Source organism: Legionella wadsworthii DSM 21896 = ATCC 33877, assembly GCF_000701265.1.
Classification (GTDB): Bacteria; Pseudomonadota; Gammaproteobacteria; order Legionellales; family Legionellaceae; genus Legionella; species Legionella wadsworthii.
Genome location: NZ_KL370759.1, coordinates 121405 through 142815, shown reverse-complemented (window position 1 = coordinate 142815; position 21411 = coordinate 121405). Strand labels below are relative to the sequence as shown.

The following is a 21411-nucleotide window of genomic DNA, read 5'->3' as shown; positions in this document are numbered from 1 at the left end:
AATTTTTTGGCTCTCGTCCTTTTACAACAGGAAACATGACCGGTATATTAAAAAGATATTTTTTTTAAAATTTCTTCTATGGGCAAGCCCATTACGTTGTAATAGGACCCTTTGATGTCTTTTACAAATGTATCAAATACATTTTGAATTCCATAAGCTCCTGCTTTATCAAATGGGTCACCGGAATCAATATAGTTATTGATTTGCTGCTCTGTGAGATGATGAAATGTGATATGGGTGATCACACAGTCAATAATCCATCTTTGCTCGGGTAAAAAAATTAAAGCAAATCCTGTATAAACCTCGTGAGCCTTACCACTAAGCATCTTTAACATTCTATAAGCATCCTCGTCATCGTGAGGTTTTTCCAATATATGATTTTGGTATGCCACTGTCGTATCTGCTGCTAATATGATATCTGTATTTTCAGAGTTCACTTGTTGCAAAACTTTAAAAGCCTTTTCTTTTGCTAAACGAGTGACATATGCCTTTGCGTTTTCGTCCTTTTGCTGAATTTCTTCTATATGAGCAGGCATTACTGCAGCAACTAATCCATGCTCCTGCAAAATGTGCAAGCGCCTTGGTGATGCACTGGCCAGGATAAGTTTTAAATCAGAAATTGATTTCATGAGGGGCCCGATCTAGATCAATATTTACTATCAGTTATTTTACCTTGGTCCTTTTTTTTTGTACAAGCTAATTCATTAAATTAAGCTCAAGGATTCCGATGCATCGGTTTCCGGGCGCATAGGGTTCAAGTCCTTTTTCCTTTGTTCCAAGGTGATTTTTGCGCGACACAGGTTCGTTACTTTGCCTTCCTTACATTCTTTTTCTGATTGATTCATAATATCTTCGAGGGCTTGTAAGATATCTTCCGGTTTTTTTGCCCTAATTAAACGTAATTGATCCAGTATTTTTATTTGAGTTTCGGGAAATTTTCCAGATGCATAATTGGAAATACTTGAGGTTATCCAGAAGGTGAACGATTTTTTTTGTTCCTGTATTCTTTTTTCCACCTGTTTGTAATGAGCTTCTATCAAAATATCTAACATACAATCAGCACGTTCTACATCCTCGGTTGACTCACATTGAAATAAAGGGAGCATGTCAAGCATCAAAGAAAGATTTTCCGCCTTATTAATAAGTTGAATTAAACTGTTCAAATCAGGTTCGATCATACAACGTCGAAAGAGAAACATGGCTTTTTGTTCCATCGATGTTGCATTTTGAATAGACTTTTCTAAATATTCAATGTATTCCTTTATACTGGTATCCGCTATTTGTTCTCGAGATTTTTGCTCTATAAACCCATATCGATTCATTTTACCAACATCATCTAAAGCGAGGATATGCCCGTCTTTATCCTTAGCAATAATGAGGCTGTATTGTCCACCAAAATCTAATTTTTTAGGACTCGGCGGAATATTATTATTTTTTATACTCTCTTTTAGATAAACCATTATCCCATGATTCATTCCTCCATGCCCGACTATAATTTTCATTGGGACCCCACTTTTTTTCTGAATTTCAGAAAATAATAGACGTCTCACTGCTTCATTTCGTCTTGCTAAAAATGACATTTTATTTTCGCCATGGATGATAAAATCCTTTCCATGTCTGACATCTCTATATCCACGCGCAACAAAGTCATTTGCTACATCAGAAGGCAAACGATATGCCCGTCCACTGGAAATAAGCGTGGTATTCATTTGTTCTTCAGCGAAATAATTATCTACCGTCACTTTATCTACAAACTCCGGTGAAAAAGTAGCAAAAAGGGCAGTTTCATAGGCTCTCTTAACCGGAGAAACTATCATTTCTACCCTATCGATGTAACCGAGCTTTTTCATAATCTGTAACTGTTGGTTTTGTACGCTTTTTGAGGTAGATAATTCAAACTCGGATTGACCATGTGGAAAATGTAATGCATCAAGCCCAGTATCCGGGTTAAAACCATATCCCTTGTGAAGGTCAGAACAAACCTCATGTCTTTTTAAAATTATAATTTCAAGCTGAGCATCAGGGTATTTGTGTCTCATTTCTTGCATTCTTTCAGAGAGTTCTAAGGCATTATGCATGGCGATGTAGCTTGCTAGAAGATCTCTTTGTGCTGCCAGATAATTGTTTATAAAAGGATCTATTGTTTCTCGAATATTATGATGTACCCCATTTAACATTCCTTTAATTTGCTCACGAGTATTACTAAATAAACCTGTTTTCGCAAGTTTTGAGAACATATTGGGTTGCATGGAATCATGAAGCACAACAAGGGACCTTAATCTGCTTCTATAATCATGAATGTCGGCACTGACATCCGATAAATTTACAATGGATGAAGATAAAATAGAAAATATAGAATTGATCCTTTCTTGAATTATTGTAGTTGGAAGTTTGGGATCAATCGTATCTAAATTCAAAGTAATGGCTTTCAAAAGCTCATTACGGGCATCCTCCAAAATTGCTTCGAATTCTTTATTTTCTAAATCCTGATGAATCATGATTTTCATTTGATTACCGGGGTTCATTTTAATTTCTCTTTAAAAATAAGTATTTTTTATTTAGTGTTTCTCAAACAAAGCAGGATTAACCTGCTCTGGAGGAAGTATAAAACACATCCAAGTCGCGTAAAGGATTAAGCACTGGAGAATAGCTCACTTTAGCTAAAAAATGACCCAGAACTTGCTTGAGTGCCTCATGCATTTTGTCTGACTGTTGCTGTCTGGTTAATGTTTGGTGAATGTATCCTTCTATTTCTTCACAGTTCGCCAGTGGATTTTTTAACCAAGTCTCCACTTTATTCGGTGGAATTACAATGTTCTGGACATTTTTGATACCGTGCGACACATCTACCAAAACGGAGAAATAATAGCTCTTCTGATTAGAGGAATATCTGGCCAAATAGTCGCCTTCCTTCGTGAGTAGACTTTTAGTCGCTTCTGTATCAATATGACCATGATACAAGGGCGCTTCCAATTCCTCTCTGAGTACTTTTTTCATTTTGAAAAATGTAGCAGCGCTGCATTTATCCCAAACTCTGCAGTTACTTCCTTCCTTTTGCTGTTTTGCAATCACATTTCCATAAAAAAGTACGGTTCGCGCAAGTGAAAGAGCTGTATAAATTCTGGATAATTGCTCTGGAAATCCCGCACTACATCGTCCATCTTTAATTTTTTGTAACTGATCGCAAACAGAACCTAATCCACAGTTATTTAAATTAACAAATTCAGAATCGGCGAATTTGTTTAATACGTGTGATAAAGATAATTCATTACGTGTGGCTGCTCGAGAATCCTCTTGCAAAAAGGTATCTAACAACGATATAGCAAATTCAAATTCATGGAATTCAGGAGTATCATTACCCCATGCCCAACCATGCTTCAGATTAATATTCTTGGCCTTTTCCAATACATTTTCAAAAAGATTACAAAATGTATCATCAAACAAGCGAACATCTTTTACAACAGGCCCTAGAGAGTCACTCATGTGATGATAACAACTCTCATAGACTGCAGGAAATGTAGTAAATATTTGCACCAGAGCATCTCTTGAGAAACACTCAATCCAATCCCTACTCTTCTGCTTCATTTTCATACCAGCCATATAGTCATCCAATAAACCTGTCTCCTCTATACGGTTTAGAAGCATGTCTTCCGTATACTTCCTATTGGATAGGGTAACCACATGGAGCATGGTTGTCTCATTATTTGGAACCCGTGAAACGGTGGAGACGTTTCCTGCAACCCGCTCCCCCGTATTATTGTTTTCTTCTTCCATTGAAGTACTTACAACGGGGTTATATTCAATAGTTCCTGAATAACTGGTTTCAGTACCCGGTGATGTTTCTAAATTATCTGTCTTCTCTATCATAGCTGCTCCTATATGTTTAATTTAAGTACTATTAGAGCATTTTATAATCTTCAGCTATGCCAGTAAAATTGATAATTTGTATATGCACAATACAAATTGTTTATAGCTTAATAAGAGGCAATTAGAGAGAGACGGTACATCACGTGAGGCTTGTAGAAAAAAATTAAAAGTCATAGGACATTTATAGATAGAATATTATTTTTGTCATTCGGCCTCTTTTCATTCATTCAGGAAAGTTTTTATATCAACCGCAGGCCCTTTCAATGACTCATTTGTTAAATTTAAAACAAGTTAAATCTTTTACTCCTGCATCGCCCAAAGAAAAAGCGGGTTGTAATTTATTTACATCATCAGAGTCCGTACACTGTATTGTACCTATCTCCGTTAAGCTTGGATTTTTTTCTACCTTTATTAAAAGTGTCCCTGGTGTTGTGACATGAACCGCTTCATTTGCACCATCGGCGATGATAAGTTGAACATGGATTACTTCTTTGGTGGCAAAAACATGCTGAGACAACGAACTTTGTACACTATCATAACAAATTTCAACACCTATCTTCATTCCAGAAAAGTCTTTCACTGGATTATCCTGATATCCGGACTTGAAATAAGATCGACGAAAATCTAATAAATCCAAAAAGCCTTCATCAGTGTAGTCAAAATCAAACATCCCATGAGGGTATCTTTTTTTGTATTTTTCAACCTGTCCATGATAGAAAAAATAAGCAGTATTCCGAAAATAATTGTTCGACTCACTTTTTGCTTTTTTGTACCAACAAATTGTACCGGGTACAATCAACATGTCTGTATCCAAAGAGAGCTCTTGCAATTTGGTTTTAAATTCATTTTTTTGCCCTTGTGTGTAGTATTTTTTAAAACTGAATTGCGACTCGTCTTTGAATAAATATTCAGGAGCTACGAATATTGCTTTCGGTGGTTTCTCTATGAGTGTATTGGCTGACTTGTTCTTTTCTTTAGATTGATTTTGTTTTTTAGAAAAAATTGACCAGGATCTTTTCGATTTTTTAATTTTATCCCCCGGAATTGTGTTTTCCAGATTGCCTTCTTCCTCTAATGATTTTTTTGCCAGAAGAATTCTTGTTTCTAATAAATGTAAACGTTCCGTAAAAGAAGATGATAAAAAATGTCCATCGGGCTGGAAAACAAAAACTTTAATATCTCCCCTGCCATCAACAGGGGGATTGAGTTGAGTATTAAAAATAGGTTGAGTAATTTTCTGGCGCATACATCAATTATTAATCATTAAAACTGATTAATATTAACACAATTTAAATTATTTTAAAGCTTTTTGTATACCCGTTGTGAATAACAACAACGCAGCTCTTAACTCCTGAACTGCTTTTTACCGTTATACTTGATGAAACTGAGGACTCAACTCATGAACAGCCTCAATCATGGCAGCGACATGTTCCGGAGGAACATCCGGCGTTATTCCATGCCCCAAATTAAACACGTGTCCTGTCCCGAATCCGAAGGATTCTAATACTTGTTTTACTTGTTCCCTAATACATTTTTTGGATGTCAATAAGACCACCGGATCCAGATTTCCTTGCAAGGATACTTGCTCCCCTACTCTTTGACGTGCCTGACCTAAGTCACAGGTCCAATCAATCCCTAATGCATCGCAACCTGTGCCAGTCATTTTTTCTAACCATTGACCACCACCTTTGGTAAATAAAATGATGGGGATCTCAGGATAGATTTTTTTTATTTGTTTTATGATTTGATCCATATAGGCGAGGGAAAATTGTTGATAATTTACTGGAGTCAAAATTCCGCCCCAAGTATCAAAAATCATCACGGCATTAACTCCAGCCTCAATCTGCGCACATAAATAATGGGTAACTGAAACAGCGAGTTTTTGCAGTAATAAATGTGCCACATTACTATCCGAGTAGACCATTTGCAACACGCGTTTAAACTCTCTGGTGCTTTTCCCTTCAACCATATAACAAGCCAAGGTCCAAGGACTGCCCGCAAAACCAATCAAAGGAAGCTCTTTTGGCATTTCTTGACGAATAAGCTGGACTGCGTCCATAACATAGGACAATGAATTCATTTCTGGAATTTGTAAATTCTCAATGGCCTGTGCATTGCGTAATGGATGTTGAAAACAAGGTCCTTCACCTTCGGCAAAATACAATCCTAATCCCATCGCATCCGGGATGGTCAAAATATCAGAAAATAAAATAGCTGCGTCCAAGTCAAAACGCCGCAAAGGCTGTAAAGTGACTTCACAAGCAAGTTCTGGATTTTTGCACAGGCTTAAAAAATCCCCTGCTTGTTCTCGAGTCTTTCGATATTCAGGTAAATAACGACCAGCTTGACGCATCAGCCATACCGGAGTCCTTTCCACGGGTTGTCTTCTTAAAGCCCGAAGGAACAAAGATTGATTCAGATCATACATCATACTATCCCGGAATTTTAAAATGTGCTTATGCTAACATATTTACAAAGATCTCTGCTCTAAAAAAATTCACTATAAATTATGATTTATTTATGAATCATTTGTATAATAATAATCTACATACATTTTGATACAAAGAGATGCGTTATGGGATTGGTTAAAAATTCTTCTCAAGCAATAGCACCAGGGTATCCCCAAGACACAGGCAGAGTAAAGCACGTGCAAGGAAATACTCAAAAACCAAAGAAAGTTGCTTTATTGGGTGACTCTACTTTGGATAATGGATATTGGGTTGATAAAAACAAACCTTATTCTCAGAAGACGCATACAGTAACCCATCAAACTGCAGTTGCCCTTTCTCATGGATCAGAATCCTATGATATTGGAAATTTTGCGGTAGATGGTGCGACAACTGATGATCTAATGGAGCCTTGTTCGCTCGCCAAGGTTCTTCCAATTGATGAGGATCACAAGGGAGAAGAGGTACATCAACTGAATGCAGTTGCAGCATGGCAACCTGATGTTGCTGTATTAAGTGTAGGGGGCAATAATTATCGGGAAGCGTTAGCAAATACACTACTAAGGGAAATGAATACCACGGAACTCCTTTTAAGAATAACCCCGGAAAAAGCAAAACTTTCAATTTCACAGAGCTTTGAGGAAGTGAAGAAGAAGATATTGGAGGATTATAAAAAAATTATTGATGAATTAATTCAAAATAATCCACAACTTAGCCGGATCGTCTTATTGTCCCAATATTATCCTTCAATCACGAAACTCACGCCATATTTTATCTATACTGGATTTTCTCATCTGGCGCGAGCTGAAGGAAAAGGACGCGATCCTTTTACTATGGTTGAAGAGACCATGAATGATCTGTATCGCGACATATTAACTTATGCCGCCTCAAAAGAAAAAGAAATTGTTTTTGTGGACGTCACTTCGTCTTTAAATCCTTTAGGTGGAAACCACACCATGCAAATTGAACCTAACGAGCAGGGTTCTGTGGTTATGGGGCAATTGATTGCTGGAGCAGTCAATTACACTTTTCCACAGCATCAAGCTGAAGAAAGGCAAACATCTATAGTAAAATTATCTTTGGATACTAAAGAACAACAGATTCGATCTCAAATATTAACACAAGAGGATATCCATAAATTCAGTGTCAAAAAGATAAGTCAATTCATAAGTGAAAGCAGATACAATCATTTGCGTTTACTATTTTCTCCCTCTTCCAGTTTAATGACTCGTTTCGAGAGCACGTTCCATGCCATGTCGGGCAACCAGTTTGATGATGAATTTTCAGGCTTACCTGCTTTAGGCCTCATTGATGTGACTCTTGTTCCTATTCTGGCTTCTTCGTTGTGGCGTGTGGCATTAAATGAAGAGGTGCATACATCACTAAGAGTCATGGCAGGGACTGTCGCAGCCCCGATATTATTGGCTAAAATGATTGTCAGTTTGGCGGTTACTCTCGCTCTGTCCCTACCCTTGCTCGGTTTACATGCAGCCATGAGCTTATGTTCCAAATCAGATACTCCTCCAAACCCAGCAGAGAATCCATTGAGTCATTAATCAATATTTCCTGGAGCCGCAGGCTATGTTCTTGTGCTGCGATAAGCTGAGGAGGAGAGAAAATAGCAAATACTCTATACTTTAGGTTAATTATTTAGATAAAATCCTGGGTTCATAGTTTGAGAAGGAAATTTTTATATTGGACTCTCTAAATATTAAAGAGCTTCAGGTCAGTACCAAAATTGGTGTTTACGCCTGGGAACAACGCATTAATCAACAATTATTAATTGATATTGAAATTGAGACTGATTTCAGTGCGTGTCAGGAAAATTTGAATAAAACCATAGATTATGCGGCGCTTTGTGCCCATGTGACTGATTATGTTCAATCTAAATGCTTTCAACTCATTGAAACGGTAGCTAATGAAATTGCCGATCAAATAAAAAGACAATTTAAAGTATCAAAGATTACAGTGGGGGTGAGTAAACCCCACGCCGTTAAAAATGCAAAAAATATTCAAGTCATTGTTCGCCGTTAATCCAGTTCAAACAAGAGAACGAACAATCACCCACCCGCTGTAACCATACCATGTAAACGTTCATTTTTCGCCAAAGCGATTTGGGCTTGTTGGGCGAGGGAACGATTTGGATAAGGTCCCACCACTACCCGGAACCAATTACCCTTAAGCGCATGGCTTACAGGGATAATATAGACGCTAAACCCTTTCAGTATTAATGTACCCTTCATTTGCTCTGCATCTTTACGTGCTTTGAAGGAGGCAACCTGAACTAAAAATTTACCTTTTTCAATTGTCGCGTTCGATCTTACAGTTGCATTTTTATTAACCCCCAGTGAATGTTGAATTTTCGAAGAATTGTTTTTTACTTGTGCTGCTGCCGAAGTGGCTGCATTGGCCACATTCACCGAAGCTGTCTTCACATTAGGTGTTGTAATTGACGCGGATGATGGCGTTGCTACAGCTGGATTTGTCGCAGTGGGGGAAGGTGCTGCAGTATTCGCGTTGGGTTGTGAATTAGGAACTTTTTCATTTGTCAAAAGAGTATAAAATTCAAATTTGGGTTTTGGTGGGATCGCTGAATTTTGGGCCTGATGTTTCGCAGGCTCTTTTTTAATTTCTTGATGCGCCACAACTTGGGAGTTTATCCAATGGCTTAATGTCTCAATATCGAAGAAAGAAGCAGTCAAATACCCTACTAAAAAAGTGAGCGTCATCACGAGAAACTGGTTCGATGCACCACCGCGCGACCGTGAAGAACGCCTATTTCCATATTCTTTTGTCATCACATACTCTCAGGAGCTGATACGCCCAATAAATCCAAACCATTTTTTATTACTTGCCGCACTGCTTCGAGTAAACAAAGGCGTGCGCATCGTAATTGCTCTTGCTCACACAAAAGTGGAACAGCATTATAATAACTATGCAACCCATTGGCTACTTCACGTAAATAATACGCTACTTGATGCGGTTCGCAATGAGCAGCCGCCAATTCTATAATTTCTGGATAACGGCTAATTAAAGAAACCAGGTGGGTTTCATGGGATTCGTTTAACAAATTAATATGTTTCAACCCAATCGTCTTATCCCAAAATAAACCTCGTTCTTTCAACTGTCTCAATACAGAACATATGCGTGCATGAGCATACTGAATGTAATAAACTGGATTATCGCCTGACTCTGATTTGGCCAAATCCAAATCAAAATCCATATGTTGTTCTGACTTGCGAGAAACATAAAAATATCGCGCTGCATCATTGCCTACCTCTTGGCGCAACTCCCTTAAGGTGACAAAGGAACCACTACGTGTCGACATTTGTACTCGCTCAGAACCTCGATATAAAATGGCAAATTGAACTAATAATACATCCAGTGCACTTTCATCATGTCCTAAAGCGTTCACCACCGCACGCAGCCTGGTGATATATCCATGGTGATCTGCGCCAAAAATATCAATGACCCGGTCATAACCTCTGTCATATTTATTCCAATGATAAGCTACATCAGAAGCAAAATAAGTGGTATGGCCATTTGCACGCACCAATACCCTATCTTTTTCATCTCCAAAATCTGTTGCCCTGAACCAAAGTGCGCCTTCTTTTTCAAAAGTATGGCCACTGTCTTTAAGCGCTTGAATTCCTTTCTGAATTGAACCATCTTCAAAAAGGGATTGTTCGGAAAACCAACTGTCATATTTTACACCAAATTCTGCTAGATCATCTTTGATGTCGTCAAGAACTGTATTTAATGCATGCTGATGAAACAGAGCGAAAATCTCAATCCCTAACAGCTGCTTTGCCCGGTTGACTAAAGAATCGATATAAATTTCTTTATCTCCGCCATGCGGTTCATCTAGAGGTAAACCTTCAACCACAGTAACCCAAGGATGTACGTATTCCTTACCATGTTCTGTAAAAAATTGATGCGCAATTTGAGAAACATATTCTCCTTTATAGGCATTGGCAGGGATAACCACAGGTTCCTGAGCCAGCTCCAAATAACGCAACCATACGCTGGCAGCGAGAATATTCATTTGTCGTCCCGCATCATTGACATAATATTCTAATGTCACATCATAACCTGCTGCCTTTAAAACATTCCCTAAAGTTGCGCCAAAAGCTGCGCCTCTGCCATGACCTACATGTAAAGGGCCAGTTGGATTCGCAGAAACGAACTCGACGAGCACTTTTTGATTTTGCCCCACTGTACTGCGTCCAAAAAGTTCACCTTTATCCAGTATTTCACCAATAATCTGAGAACGGGAACTGCTACGAATAAAGAAATTAATAAAACCTGCTCCGGCAATTTCAATTTTTTCTATTGAGGGATCAGCAGGTATTGCTTGCATTAATAATTCAGCAATTTTGCGGGGCGCCTGACGACATGGTTTTGCTAATATTAAAGCTAAATTACTGGCATAATCACCATGAGCGGAATCTTTTGAACGATCTACTTTGATTTCAATATCCAAATCAGCAGGTACTTCGCCTGACTTTTGTAATGAAATTAAAGCGTGTTTTAAAAGCTGCTCTATAGTATGTTTCATGCGACTCAGTTTTCCATAAAAAAATGATGCTATTATGCGCTTTTTTGTACCATATGAAAAGGTTTATCGCTTATCCAACACAAATTGAATTTTCCTTAAACCAGTAAATTTGTTACCAAACCAACTATAGGTTACACTTAAATACCCTATCTAAACTCATGAATGCAGTGTTATCTAAACCTTGTGACAATTTAACCGGTATCGGACCTGCACTCGCATCAAAACTTGCCAAATGCGGCATCCATTCAGTTCGGGATTTGCTTTTCCACTTACCCTACCGTTATCAAGACCGAACCCGGATAACACCCATTCAAGATCTTCGTGCAAATGAATGGTGTGTGATTGCGGGGCAAGTATGTAAAACGGAAATCAAAGCAGGAAAACGTGCCATATTAAATTGTTATGTTGAAGATAAAACAGGATTAATAAAACTGCAGTTTTTTCATTTTAATAAAAATCAAATCCATAATTTCAACAACAGTAACATGATTATTGCCTTTGGTGAAATCCGTGAATTTAATAATATCCTCACAATGATCCATCCTGAATATCAATTACTTCAGGATAAAAATGAATTTCAGGTGAATGAAACCCTTACCCCAATTTATCCAAGTACATTGGGTTTAAGTCAAACTCGGTTAAGGCAATTGGTCAATATCGCCTTGAAAAGTTGTCAACAGGACCTTGCACAGTTGGAATGGATGCATCCAGAACAGTTGCAAACTTATAATTTTTTGCCCTTCGGGGAAGCAATTCAATTGCTGCATAATCCTCCTCCAGATATTCCAATTCAATCTCTGGAACAGGGTAGCCACCCTGCGCTCAAACGCTTGGTTTTTGATGAATTATTGGCACAACATCTCAGTATGCAATTTGCCAGGGAATCAAGAAATTCACTCCATGCAACTGCTTTAACGGCTGATAAAAATCGAATCCAGCGCTTTCTAGATTCGCTTCCATTTGAACTGACTAAAGCACAGTATCGTGTAGCAGATGAAATCAGCCAAGATTTAATGAAAACCAAACCGATGTTGCGTTTGGTACAAGGCGATGTAGGTGCAGGAAAAACACTGATAGCAGCTCTTGCAGCGTTGCAAGCAATCAGCAATGGACTACAAGTAGCTTTCATGGCACCCACTGACTTACTTACTGAACAACATACCCATAATTTTATTCGGTGGCTAGAACCTTTGGGTATTCGCTTATTAAGACTCAGTGGAAAAATGAAACTGAGCGAAAGGCGAATGGCATTTGCTTCACTTGCAGATCACAGCTGTGACATGGTCATAGGAACACATGCATTATTCCAAGATACAGTCAAGTTTTCCCGCTTAGGTCTCGTTATTATTGATGAACAGCATCGGTTCGGGGTAACGCAGCGTTTGCTTTTACAACAAAAGGGCCAACAAAATAATTTATTGCCCCATCAATTATTAATGACCGCAACACCAATTCCTCGCACACTCTCTATGACGCACTTTGCTCATTTAGATATTTCCATTATTGATGAGCTACCTCCTGGCCGTACACCGATCAAAACCGCTGTATTAAACCAGAGTAAACGAGAAATAGTGATTGAAAGATTACATGTTGCGCTCGAGAGTGGGCGACAAATTTATTGGGTATGTACTTTAATCGAAGAATCCGAAAAATTACAATGCATGGCAGCTACGGAAACAGCACGTACTTTACAAGAACAACTTCCCGGTGCACGGGTAGGCCTTGTCCATGGGCGAATGAAACCATTGGAAAAAGAGGCAACCATGGCTGCATTTAAAAGTGGTGAAATAAATTTATTAGTGGCCACTACAGTCATCGAAGTGGGCGTAGATGTCCCTAATGCAAGCCTTATGATTATTGAAAATGCAGAGCGACTTGGTTTATCTCAACTACACCAATTAAGAGGTCGGGTGGGGAGAGGCAATATTCAATCTCATTGCATCTTGCTTTATCAATTTCCCCTCTCTCATCAAAGTGCAGAACGATTAAAAATTATGCGTGAAACTCAAGATGGCTTCATTATTGCTGAGAAAGATATGGAGTTAAGAGGTGCAGGCGAAGTTCTTGGAACGCGTCAAACGGGTTATCGGCAATTTAAAATTGCAGACATTCAACGCGATAGCGGTATCCTCCCTCTTTTGTCTGCAATTGCTAAAAATCTTATGAAAAATTCGCCCCTAACTGCCCGGGAAATCACGCAACGTTGGTTAGGTCATTTTGAACAGTTTTTACAAGGATAAAATATTGTAAAAAAGGACCAAGTCAAGACTGTTTTTTATTTTTATCTTTGCTAATATGGTAGGGCATATTCTCTACCCTTCAATTCCCACTCTGTGGATAACTTTTTTGGTCTGGATTTTACAATTCAGCCATATATGCATCAACTCCAGCACAAATCCTACTATTATAAAGGGTTATAATTCATTGAATTGAGATTTGAATCAAAAAAAATTATCCACAAAATTTGTGAATAACTCTGTGTACAGAATAGAGAACGACTTGTAAAATAAGAAGAATTTCCAATTGCTTCAAAACCTCACAACGTGCTTCTTTCAATTTTCTTTCAACAACTTAATCCCAAACTCTGAATGAACAACTTAAAAACATTTAATTCAAGATTGTTTTTTTCTTTACTCAGCTCCCAACAGCAATATATTTCCTCCAAAACGCATCCTGTGGATAACTTCTCAAATCATAGCGTTTAATAAAAAATCACTTTTTTTGAAAATAACAATGATCCTTATCCTATAGGGCTTTTACTGACTTTTAATATTTAGGTGATAAATCATTTATCCACAAAATCTGTGGATAATCCTGTGAACATGATGTAGATCCCCTTGTAAAATATGATTGGTTACGCCTGCTCCAGAAACCGCCAAAGTGCTCTCTAAAAATTTTAGATAGAAAGGTTATCCATCAGAGTTAGTTCTAATAGAAAATTTTCTTCAAAATTTTTTATGGGCAATTTTCATGTCAATACTGTTTTTTAATTTTTTCTTTGTTACTATATGAAGCCGTTTCGTTCAACTCATCCAAAGAATTCTGTGGATAACTTTTTATTCCATACACAAGATTATCTCCCATTATTTAAAAAAAATCTTTATTTTTAAGCCAGTTATATGTTTTTCTTATGCCCTACCCACCCCGATTTATCTTCATAAATCTGTGGATAACTTTGTGTGCAAAGATTGGAGCTTCTATAAAATCATCATCCAATGAATATTCCGCCGCGTTATCAGGGATGTTGCTCGTCCCCCCTTTTGAAAAACTTTTAATATAAAAAAAATCAGAAGCATGCTTAAATAGGTACCAATGAATTAATATTGAAACTTAGAATCGCTAAAGAGTTTAAATTCAAGTTTCCTTTTTTAAATATTAAAATGGCGCATCACGACAGATACTGGCAAGCAAAAAAGGTAACGCTCTTAGGTGCTATTTCAAATGCAATGCTTGGTATTATTAAACTGATTGGGGGGTATTTTTTTCACTCCCACGCACTTGTTGCGGATGGAGTTCATTCCTTATCGGATCTACTTACAGATGTGATGGTTTTATTTGCTTCAAAATATGGCAGTTTTGATGCAGACGAAAGCCATCCTTATGGCCATCAGCGAATCGAAACCGCTGCAACTTTATTGTTATCACTTTTACTGATTTCTGCGGGTATTGGGATTGCCTGGGACTCTATATATGATTTGCTCCATTCCAATTATATAAAACCCAATTGGCTCACTCTTCCTATCATCTTTATTTCCATTATGAGTAACGAGATTTTATTTCACTACACTCTATACATTGGCAGGAAGATCAATTCTAAATTAATTAAAGCAAACGCCTGGCATCATCGCTCGGATGCGGCGGCTTCTCTTGTTGTTTTAATCGGTTTAATTGGCAGTATTCTTGGTTACAGCGCCCTTGATGCCCTAGCTGCAATTATCGTCGGTCTTTTGATAGTTAAAATGGGATGGGATTATGCATGGAATAGTGTTAAAGAATTGGTCGATACTGCAGTCAGCCCAGAATTGACGAGTAAAATTGAAGAAGTAATACAAGGTGTAGACGGCGTTGAAAAAATACATCAATTAAGAACCCGTTCTATGGGAGAGGATGTATTAATTGATGTACATATTTTAGTTTCACCAAAAATCTCAGTCTCTGAGGGACACTACATAGCCCAACATGTTCACCATGCGCTCATCGATCAAATAGAAAGTGTCAAAGACGTCATTGTTCATGTGGACCCAGAAGATGATGAACGCTCCAGTCCTTCGCTACATTTACCCAGCCGAAAGGTATTAAAGGGTTTACTGAATGCAGTACATATTGATTTTCCTCAAATTTTATTTTGGAATCTGCATTATTTGGACGGAAAAATTGGAATTGATATAATATGTGACGAAACTTTTACCCAATGGCAGGAATTGCGTCATCGAGTGATTTTAGCTTTACAGCTGCAGTCTGATATTGTAGAAGTTCGTTTATTTAGCTTGCATGAGGCCATGTATCACAACTAAACTACCGATTTTAATTAACTTTGGTTGTTGCTGGTGTTTGAAAATATGGGGACGCATAGCGGAACCTGGAGTATTCAGATAGAAATCTTCTTTAAAATCAGGTTTCGTTATACTTCACTCAGGCTAAAATCCAGACAATAAGTTTCGAGTCAATAACAGGATAAACAATGGTATCAGCTACCAGTTTAAAGATTTTTTTTGCATTCTCAATTTTCATAGTCATTTTAATTGCGGGCTGGTATCCCTTTAGAAAACGTATAAAAGAGGACCAGCATATAGATTTTCCCGTAGGAGAAACCCTTGCTACTGGGGTTTTTTTGGGAGCAGGATTATTACATATGCTTCCTGATGCAAACTCTTTATTTAAAAAGATGGGCTACCATTATCCTTTCGCCTTTATCATTACCGGAGCAGTATTTTTAATTTTCCTCTGGTTCGAACATTTGGGTAAAGAGCTTTATCACCATAATACGAAACATCCGGCTTTTGCCATACTGGCATGGGGCATGCTCTCTGTTCACTCCATCATGCTGGGAGCTGCCTTGGGATTGTCTCAATATAATTCCATGATAATCATGATTTTTCTTGCAATTATCACGCATAAATGGGCAGAAAGCTTCGCTGTTGCAGTTCAATTAAATAAAAGCTCTATGAATATGAATACCAGCCTTTTATTTTTTATATTGTTCAGTTTAATGACTCCTCTCGGAATTTATCTCGGTTGGTATTTTGGTCATGGAGTGGAAACTAATTCTGTTTTTGATCCTATTTTAATTGCTGCTTCAGCAGGAACATTTTTGTATCTGGGCACATTGCATGGTTTAGAACGGTGTGTGATGGTAGAACGGTGCTGCAATCTCAAAGATTTCAGTTTTGTTATCATTGGCTTTTTACTTATGGCATTGGTTGCTGTGTATGTCTAAATTTTTACATCAAAAACCAATCATTCTTGCTTCGAGTTCATCCATACGGTTCAAACTACTTCAATCTTTGGGGATTGAATTTTCTGTAGTGCCCTCTCATTGTGATGAAGAAGCAATTAAGGCATCTTTTGATACAAACCATAAATTAGAATTAGGTTATGCGCTTGCAGCTAATAAAGCCTTGGATGTAAGCAAAAAGCATCCTGAGCATTTCATCATCGGTGCAGATCAACTTTGCCTGCTGGATCATACCTTATTGAATAAACCTTTAAACCATTCTAAGGCTGTAGCGCAATTGCGTTTACTTAGTGGTAAAGAGCACTTACAGATTTCCTGTATTTGCATTGCAAAGAATGATCAATTGCTTTGGCAACATCATGAAACAGCTTATTTAACACTACATGATTTAACTGAAAGCATGATTGAGGATTATTTACGAACTGAGAAACCTTACCATAGCTGCGGTGGTTATCAGTATGAAAGCCAGGGCAAGTGGCTATTCAAACAGGTGATAGGAAATGAAGATACTATTTTAGGTTTACCTTTACTTCCACTATCTAATGCTTTATTAGAACTTGGCGCGGTTAGTTTCTTTTAATAATGTTCCGATGTATGACCTAAGCGAATTGTTTCACATGTTTTACGTATCTCTTGACCAATATTAAATGAATTCATTTTATGTATTCATTATAAACATTTTGATATTATACTGTTACCTGCGGATGGATCGAGAGTCAATATGTATTTTAAAAGTGAAAATTCTGCTCCCCATTCAATCGCCACACCACCAAAATATAGCTTAGAGGAATTAAAAAGACAGCACAACAGTTTCACTTTGGACTGTGGATTTTTTAGAGCCCATGTTAAAACAAGAATAGAAAAATTAAACCAGGATTATGGAGCTCTTTGTACTTTATTAGAAAAAACAATCGAACAAGTCGAAGAGCAAATCATAACAAATCAAAATAGAATCAAGGATGTAAGCTATTACGGGGAAGATGGTGAATACCTCAAGTCACGCATTATCAGTGAAAATGAGCGACAGAAGAAATATATTGAAAATATCCAATTGCAAATTGAGCGGGCGAAATCGTTACAATATTTATATTCTTTGGATTCAACCCAATTATTTCAGGAAGTCCTGAAGAATAAGTCTTCTGTTTTACTTATTCTTCAAACACCCAAACTAATAATAAAAATCCCTAATCATCAACTCGTAGAAATAACCGATAATGACCCTGAAATCATTAAAGAATTCGCCTCCCTTTTAGCAACACAAGAATATACAACTGAACTAACTAAGGTTTTTACTGCGCTCAAATTGCAAGTTTCCGAAGTGGGTCTTCAACGTTTTATTGAAGGAAAAGAAAATGAAGTAATCCATGATCTGTTAATCAAAATAAACTTTTATCTTGATAAAAAAATAGATAGGGCATTGAAAAAGAATTCTTATCCTTGGGCGCTCGGATATTTTGGCTCAAATTACAAATTAATCGCAGGTGATAAAAAAGTTTCCATTCCGCATGGTATTTATGAAATAAAAAGCTACCTAGAGCAAATCGGCAAAATTCCGGGACGTGATATTTTAAATAAAATTCAAACTACCCTTCATATAAAAAATATTGAAAATCAAGATGAATCCTTGTTTCAAAAAATTAAATGGGCGATTAGCTGCCTTTTTGGCTTCTGTCAATCCCAGGAGACCGCAAAGGAATATGCATTTCTTGAAGAAGTGGCAGCAGGAAAAAAATCAATCTCTTGACAAATCCTGTGCATATCAAAACAATACTTCTTTTGACAAAGCAGGGATTGTCTCCCTGCTTTTCAGAATGAAATTTAATCGCAATCAGGACTCAACATGCAAATTACAAAAATTCAAGCGCGTGAAATTCTAGACTCTCGGGGCAATCCTACGGTGGAGGCAGATGTTATTTTAAAAAATGGTGTCCAAGGAAGAGCCAGTGTACCTTCAGGAGCATCCACAGGAAGTCGGGAGGCCTGTGAACTACGCGATGGTCAGGTGACACGTTATCTTGGAAAAGGAGTCCAGCAAGCTGTTACCCATGTGAATAACGAGATAAATCAGGCATTACATCTTTTTTCTGTTGAAGATCAGACCGCATTAGATCTTAAATTATGCCAATTGGACGGGACGGAAAATAAATCTCATCTCGGAGCTAATGCAATTCTCGCAGTTTCTCTTGCAGCAGCTAGAGCTCGAGCAAATGAGCATAAATTACCCTTGTATGCTTCATTAAATCAGGGTGAAAAAATGTGCATGCCAGTTCCTATGATGAATATTTTAAATGGGGGAGCTCATGCCGATAATAATGTGGATATCCAAGAATTCATGATCATGCCTACAGGAGCCTCTGATTTTCCTACTGCTTTGCAAATGGGGACTGAAATATTCCACGGATTAAAATCTGTTTTAAAGAAACAAGGTTTAAATACTGCAGTAGGAGATGAAGGAGGATTTGCACCTAATATAAAATCCAACCGGCAAGCACTGGATCTACTTTGTGAAGCAATTGAAAAAACAGGTTATCGGTTAGGTGATGAGATCATGTTGGCATTAGATGTTGCTGCTTCCGAGCTGTACCATGACGGAATGTATCATATGGCCTCAGAGAATCAAAAATTCAGTTCATTGCAACTCATTGAGTATTATGAAAACCTGGTAGTGAATTATCCTATATTAAGTATTGAAGATGGTCTGGATGAAAAAGATTGGAGTGGGTGGAAACATCTAACGTCACAATTAGGCGATAAAATTCAATTAGTAGGTGATGATGTTTTTGTAACCAATCCAAAAATTTTACAAGAAGGCATCACTCAAAAGATTGGGAATGCGATTTTAATTAAGGTCAATCAGATAGGGACCTTAAGCGAAACATGGCAAACCATCCGTCTTGCCCAGCAGCATGGATATCGTTGCGTCATGTCTCATCGCTCTGGTGAAACAGAAGATACCTTTATTGCCGATCTTGCAGTGGCGACCGGATGTGGCCAAATTAAGACGGGGTCCCTATGCCGTACTGATCGTGTTGCAAAGTACAACCAGTTATTGCGCATTCAGGAATTGGCATCATTGCCATATGCTGGGAAGTCGGTTTTAAAAAAATAATTTTATCAGGATATAGCCTGGGTTAAGCGCAGCAAAACCCGGGTTTCAAAATTTATATCACTTATTCCTCAGGGAAGTGAATATTCGTGTTGTATTTAGTACGATTAAGACAAAAGCTGCTTCGGAATACTTTAATATTTGCTTCATTAGCAAATACTCTTCGCGCAAATTCATTGTAATGATGTATATCGGTTACATGAATAATTAACAAATAATCTGTTTCTCCAGAGACAAAATAGCATTGTTTCACTTCTTCTTGCTCCGCCATTTTGCGCTCAAAATGCGTTAATAAATCCTCTCGCTGCTTTTCTAGAGTAATATTTGCAAAAACAATAAGACCTCGCCCCGCTTTAAAAGGATCGACCAGGGAAACATCCTTAACAATAATACCCTCATCACGCAAGCGTTTTACTCTACGAAAACAGGGAGGCGGAGAAATTCCAATTTTTTCAGCAAGAGCCAGATTAGTTATTTGATTGTCTTGTTGCAATAAATTTAAAATTTTTCGATCAATTTTATCTAAATACACCGAGTCATTATCACTTTCCGAGGATTTCTGTACATCAATTTTTTTCATATATTACCAATAATCATAAATTTTCCATTATAAAATGAAATAAAACATCAGCAAATTAAAAATTTATTTATTTTTATTTCGTGTTACATTCATAATTTATTAATATGACTTAAAAGGAATCTATAATGATAAGAGTGGCTCAAATTGATGAAATAAATACCTTGAATGAACTGATCGACTTATCAGCACGTGAGTTAGGTAAAATAGACTATTCCCCTCATGAAATTGAAGGCGCAATTCAGTACATATTTGGTGTAGATAGAGAACTTGTTCAGGATAAAACGTACTATGTGATGGAACAAGAAGGAACCTTCATAGCATGCGGCGGATGGAGTCGTCGAAAAACATTATTTGGAGGGGATCAATGTAGCGTTCGTGAAAACGGTTTTTTAAACCCCAAATTGGATTTTGCCAAGATCAGAGCTTTTTTTGTACATCCAAGTTATGCTCGACAAGGATTGGGAAAAAAACTTTTAACCTATTGTGAGAAACAAGCTAAAGCTTATGGCTTTTCAAAGCTGGAAATGATGGCCACATTAACCGGTGTCAAGTTGTATCGAAATTGTGGCTATCAACTTATTGCACCGGAGAGTTTTTTATTAGGCAATGGTGAGTCATTCAAAATGTTCAAAATGGTAAAACATTTACAAGAATAATTAATCTAAAATTGACTGCCTCAAAATAATGACTCAATCAGGGATGATTCAAAGGGAAATTAATGAATCCCCCAAAAATGGGAATAGAATGTTAGACGTGTTATTGTCTTGGTAAGCAAGAATCCATAAGTTTTGCTACTCTTCCGGGAGGGCCTCCAGTTCCAGTTTACTCTTTATTTTTTTCGGGAAATAAACGGGAATTTCTTTGGGATAACGACCCTTAATCGTTCTAAAAAAATCAAGGATTTTTGGAAAGTCAGTATCAATATCCCCTGAGGGTTGAAACTTCTCGTGTATTCTGAGTTCCTTAGTGGAATAATCTGGGGCAACCATAACAATGGGTAATTTTGCCTGACATGCGATATGATAAAACCCTTCTTTCCAACGCGTGACGGGACCCCGGGTTCCTTCAGGGGTAATCGCAAGTTTAAATTCGTCCCGAGAACGAAATATTTCTACTACTTGTTCAACCGTATTATTCTTTTTCGAACGATTCACAGGCGCACCGCCTAATATCCTTAATAATAGACCTAAAGGGAAAAAAAACAGTTGGTTTTTTGCTAGAAAATTAATTTTTACACCGACTGAAAAACGAGCGAATAAACCAACAGCAAAATCCCAATTACTGGTATGAGGCGCTACGACCACCATATATTTTTTATCTGGCGGTAATTCGCCCACGACCTTCCAACCAAACAATTTTAAAATAAAATGACCAAATTTTTTCATATTCAAAAGCAAT

At 37.5% G+C, this 21411-nt stretch carries 18 protein-coding genes; 9 read left to right on the top strand and 9 right to left on the bottom strand.

Features of this window, described 5'->3' with window-relative positions; translation table 11 throughout:
- Nucleotides 1-47: 47 nt before the first annotated feature.
- The 5 genes from BU07_RS0106685 to hemE form a co-directional block, all read right to left on the bottom strand.
- Complete coding sequence (locus BU07_RS0106685; RefSeq protein WP_031564501.1) at nt 48-629, bottom strand: Maf family protein; 582 nt, start codon at nt 627-629, stop codon at nt 48-50.
- 75 nt (nt 630-704) lie between these two features.
- Nucleotides 705-2525: a hypothetical protein gene (locus tag BU07_RS0106680; RefSeq protein WP_031564498.1), complete on the bottom strand. Its 1821-nt coding sequence runs from the start codon at nt 2523-2525 to the stop codon at nt 705-707.
- A 58-nt stretch (nt 2526-2583) separates the two neighbouring features.
- A complete protein-coding gene (locus BU07_RS0106675) occupies nt 2584-3867 on the bottom strand; it encodes an SH2 domain-containing protein (protein WP_031564496.1) in 1284 nt (427 codons plus the stop codon).
- A 268-nt stretch (nt 3868-4135) separates the two neighbouring features.
- Nucleotides 4136-5113, bottom strand: coding sequence for a carbon-nitrogen hydrolase family protein (locus BU07_RS0106670; protein WP_051635497.1), 978 nt, complete (start codon nt 5111-5113; stop codon nt 4136-4138).
- Between the two features lie 123 nt (nt 5114-5236).
- The gene (gene hemE, locus BU07_RS0106665) at nt 5237-6295 is read right to left on the bottom strand and encodes a uroporphyrinogen decarboxylase (RefSeq protein ID WP_031564493.1); all 1059 of its coding nucleotides are present in this window, start codon (nt 6293-6295) and stop codon (nt 5237-5239) included.
- A 147-nt stretch (nt 6296-6442) separates the two neighbouring features.
- Here hemE and BU07_RS0106660 point away from each other — a divergent pair, with 147 nt between their 5' ends.
- Nucleotides 6443-7870 carry an SGNH/GDSL hydrolase family protein gene (locus BU07_RS0106660; RefSeq protein WP_051635496.1) on the top strand — a complete coding sequence of 476 codons (1428 nt, stop codon included), beginning with the start codon at nt 6443-6445 and terminating at the stop codon, nt 7868-7870.
- Nucleotides 7871-8009: 139 nt separating this feature from the next.
- The gene (folB, locus tag BU07_RS0106655) at nt 8010-8348 is read left to right on the top strand and encodes a dihydroneopterin aldolase (RefSeq protein WP_031564489.1); all 339 of its coding nucleotides are present in this window, start codon (nt 8010-8012) and stop codon (nt 8346-8348) included.
- A 26-nt stretch (nt 8349-8374) separates the two neighbouring features.
- Here folB and BU07_RS0106650 read toward each other — a convergent pair whose 3' ends face one another.
- Both BU07_RS0106650 and argS read right to left on the bottom strand, forming a co-directional pair.
- Complete coding sequence (locus tag BU07_RS0106650; RefSeq protein ID WP_031564488.1) at nt 8375-9112, bottom strand: SPOR domain-containing protein; 738 nt, start codon at nt 9110-9112, stop codon at nt 8375-8377.
- Nucleotides 9112-10872, bottom strand: a complete 1761-nt coding sequence (gene argS, locus BU07_RS0106645) for an arginine--tRNA ligase (protein WP_031564486.1) — start codon at nt 10870-10872, stop codon at nt 9112-9114. Before argS ends, BU07_RS0106650 begins: the two co-directional genes overlap by 1 nt.
- A gap of 167 nt (nt 10873-11039) precedes the next feature.
- Here argS and recG point away from each other — a divergent pair, with 167 nt between their 5' ends.
- The 6 genes from recG (at nt 11040) to eno (ending at nt 19436) form a co-directional block, all read left to right on the top strand.
- A complete protein-coding gene (gene recG / locus BU07_RS0106640) occupies nt 11040-13112 on the top strand; it encodes an ATP-dependent DNA helicase RecG (protein WP_031564484.1) in 2073 nt (690 codons plus the stop codon).
- A 1140-nt stretch (nt 13113-14252) separates the two neighbouring features.
- Nucleotides 14253-15386, top strand: a complete 1134-nt coding sequence (locus BU07_RS0106635; protein ID WP_031564482.1) for a cation diffusion facilitator family transporter — start codon at nt 14253-14255, stop codon at nt 15384-15386.
- A gap of 167 nt (nt 15387-15553) precedes the next feature.
- Nucleotides 15554-16309 carry a ZIP family metal transporter gene (locus BU07_RS0106630; RefSeq protein WP_031564480.1) on the top strand — a complete coding sequence of 252 codons (756 nt, stop codon included), beginning with the start codon at nt 15554-15556 and terminating at the stop codon, nt 16307-16309.
- On the top strand, nt 16302-16907 hold the full coding sequence (locus BU07_RS0106625; RefSeq protein ID WP_031564478.1) for a Maf family protein: 606 nt from the start codon (nt 16302-16304) through the stop codon (nt 16905-16907). Before BU07_RS0106630 ends, BU07_RS0106625 begins: the two co-directional genes overlap by 8 nt.
- A gap of 141 nt (nt 16908-17048) precedes the next feature.
- On the top strand, nt 17049-18071 hold the full coding sequence (locus BU07_RS0106620; protein ID WP_031564476.1) for a hypothetical protein: 1023 nt from the start codon (nt 17049-17051) through the stop codon (nt 18069-18071).
- A 96-nt stretch (nt 18072-18167) separates the two neighbouring features.
- On the top strand, nt 18168-19436 hold the full coding sequence (gene eno / locus BU07_RS0106615; protein WP_031564474.1) for a phosphopyruvate hydratase: 1269 nt from the start codon (nt 18168-18170) through the stop codon (nt 19434-19436).
- A gap of 61 nt (nt 19437-19497) precedes the next feature.
- Here eno and BU07_RS0106610 read toward each other — a convergent pair whose 3' ends face one another.
- Nucleotides 19498-20013 (bottom strand): Lrp/AsnC family transcriptional regulator, encoded by a 516-nt coding sequence (locus tag BU07_RS0106610; RefSeq protein ID WP_031564471.1) that lies wholly within the window; start codon nt 20011-20013, stop codon nt 19498-19500.
- Nucleotides 20014-20138: 125 nt separating this feature from the next.
- Here BU07_RS0106610 and BU07_RS0106605 point away from each other — a divergent pair, with 125 nt between their 5' ends.
- Entirely contained in the window at nt 20139-20669 is a 531-nt protein-coding gene (locus BU07_RS0106605; RefSeq protein ID WP_031564469.1) for a GNAT family N-acetyltransferase, read from the top strand.
- A 135-nt stretch (nt 20670-20804) separates the two neighbouring features.
- On the opposite strand, the gene BU07_RS0106600 is transcribed toward BU07_RS0106605, so the two are convergent.
- Complete coding sequence (locus BU07_RS0106600) at nt 20805-21398, bottom strand: 1-acyl-sn-glycerol-3-phosphate acyltransferase (protein WP_051635495.1); 594 nt, start codon at nt 21396-21398, stop codon at nt 20805-20807.
- Nucleotides 21399-21411 lie beyond the last annotated feature (13 nt).

What these genes read in the sequence shown, in the direction of transcription:
- BU07_RS0106660 (WP_051635496.1), top strand. Translation starts at nt 6,443, where the DNA reads ATGGGATTGGTTAAAAATTCTTCTCAAGCAATAGCACCAGGGTATCCC.
- BU07_RS0106630 (WP_031564480.1), top strand. Translation starts at nt 15,554, where the DNA reads ATGGTATCAGCTACCAGTTTAAAGATTTTTTTTGCATTCTCAATTTTC.
- argS (WP_031564486.1), bottom strand. Translation starts at nt 10,872, where the DNA reads ATGAAACATACTATAGAGCAGCTTTTAAAACACGCTTTAATTTCATTA.
- BU07_RS0106675 (WP_031564496.1), bottom strand. Translation starts at nt 3,867, where the DNA reads ATGATAGAGAAGACAGATAATTTAGAAACATCACCGGGTACTGAAACC.
- BU07_RS0106610 (WP_031564471.1), bottom strand. Translation starts at nt 20,013, where the DNA reads ATGAAAAAAATTGATGTACAGAAATCCTCGGAAAGTGATAATGACTCG.
- BU07_RS0106670 (WP_051635497.1), bottom strand. Translation starts at nt 5,113, where the DNA reads ATGCGCCAGAAAATTACTCAACCTATTTTTAATACTCAACTCAATCCC.
- hemE (WP_031564493.1), bottom strand. Translation starts at nt 6,295, where the DNA reads ATGTATGATCTGAATCAATCTTTGTTCCTTCGGGCTTTAAGAAGACAA.
- BU07_RS0106625 (WP_031564478.1), top strand. Translation starts at nt 16,302, where the DNA reads ATGTCTAAATTTTTACATCAAAAACCAATCATTCTTGCTTCGAGTTCA.
- BU07_RS0106650 (WP_031564488.1), bottom strand. Translation starts at nt 9,112, where the DNA reads ATGACAAAAGAATATGGAAATAGGCGTTCTTCACGGTCGCGCGGTGGT.
- BU07_RS0106600 (WP_051635495.1), bottom strand. Translation starts at nt 21,398, where the DNA reads ATGAAAAAATTTGGTCATTTTATTTTAAAATTGTTTGGTTGGAAGGTC.
- BU07_RS0106620 (WP_031564476.1), top strand. Translation starts at nt 17,049, where the DNA reads ATGTATTTTAAAAGTGAAAATTCTGCTCCCCATTCAATCGCCACACCA.
- BU07_RS0106605 (WP_031564469.1), top strand. Translation starts at nt 20,139, where the DNA reads ATGATAAGAGTGGCTCAAATTGATGAAATAAATACCTTGAATGAACTG.
- BU07_RS0106685 (WP_031564501.1), bottom strand. Translation starts at nt 629, where the DNA reads ATGAAATCAATTTCTGATTTAAAACTTATCCTGGCCAGTGCATCACCA.
- BU07_RS0106680 (WP_031564498.1), bottom strand. Translation starts at nt 2,525, where the DNA reads ATGAACCCCGGTAATCAAATGAAAATCATGATTCATCAGGATTTAGAA.
- eno (WP_031564474.1), top strand. Translation starts at nt 18,168, where the DNA reads ATGCAAATTACAAAAATTCAAGCGCGTGAAATTCTAGACTCTCGGGGC.
- BU07_RS0106635 (WP_031564482.1), top strand. Translation starts at nt 14,253, where the DNA reads ATGGCGCATCACGACAGATACTGGCAAGCAAAAAAGGTAACGCTCTTA.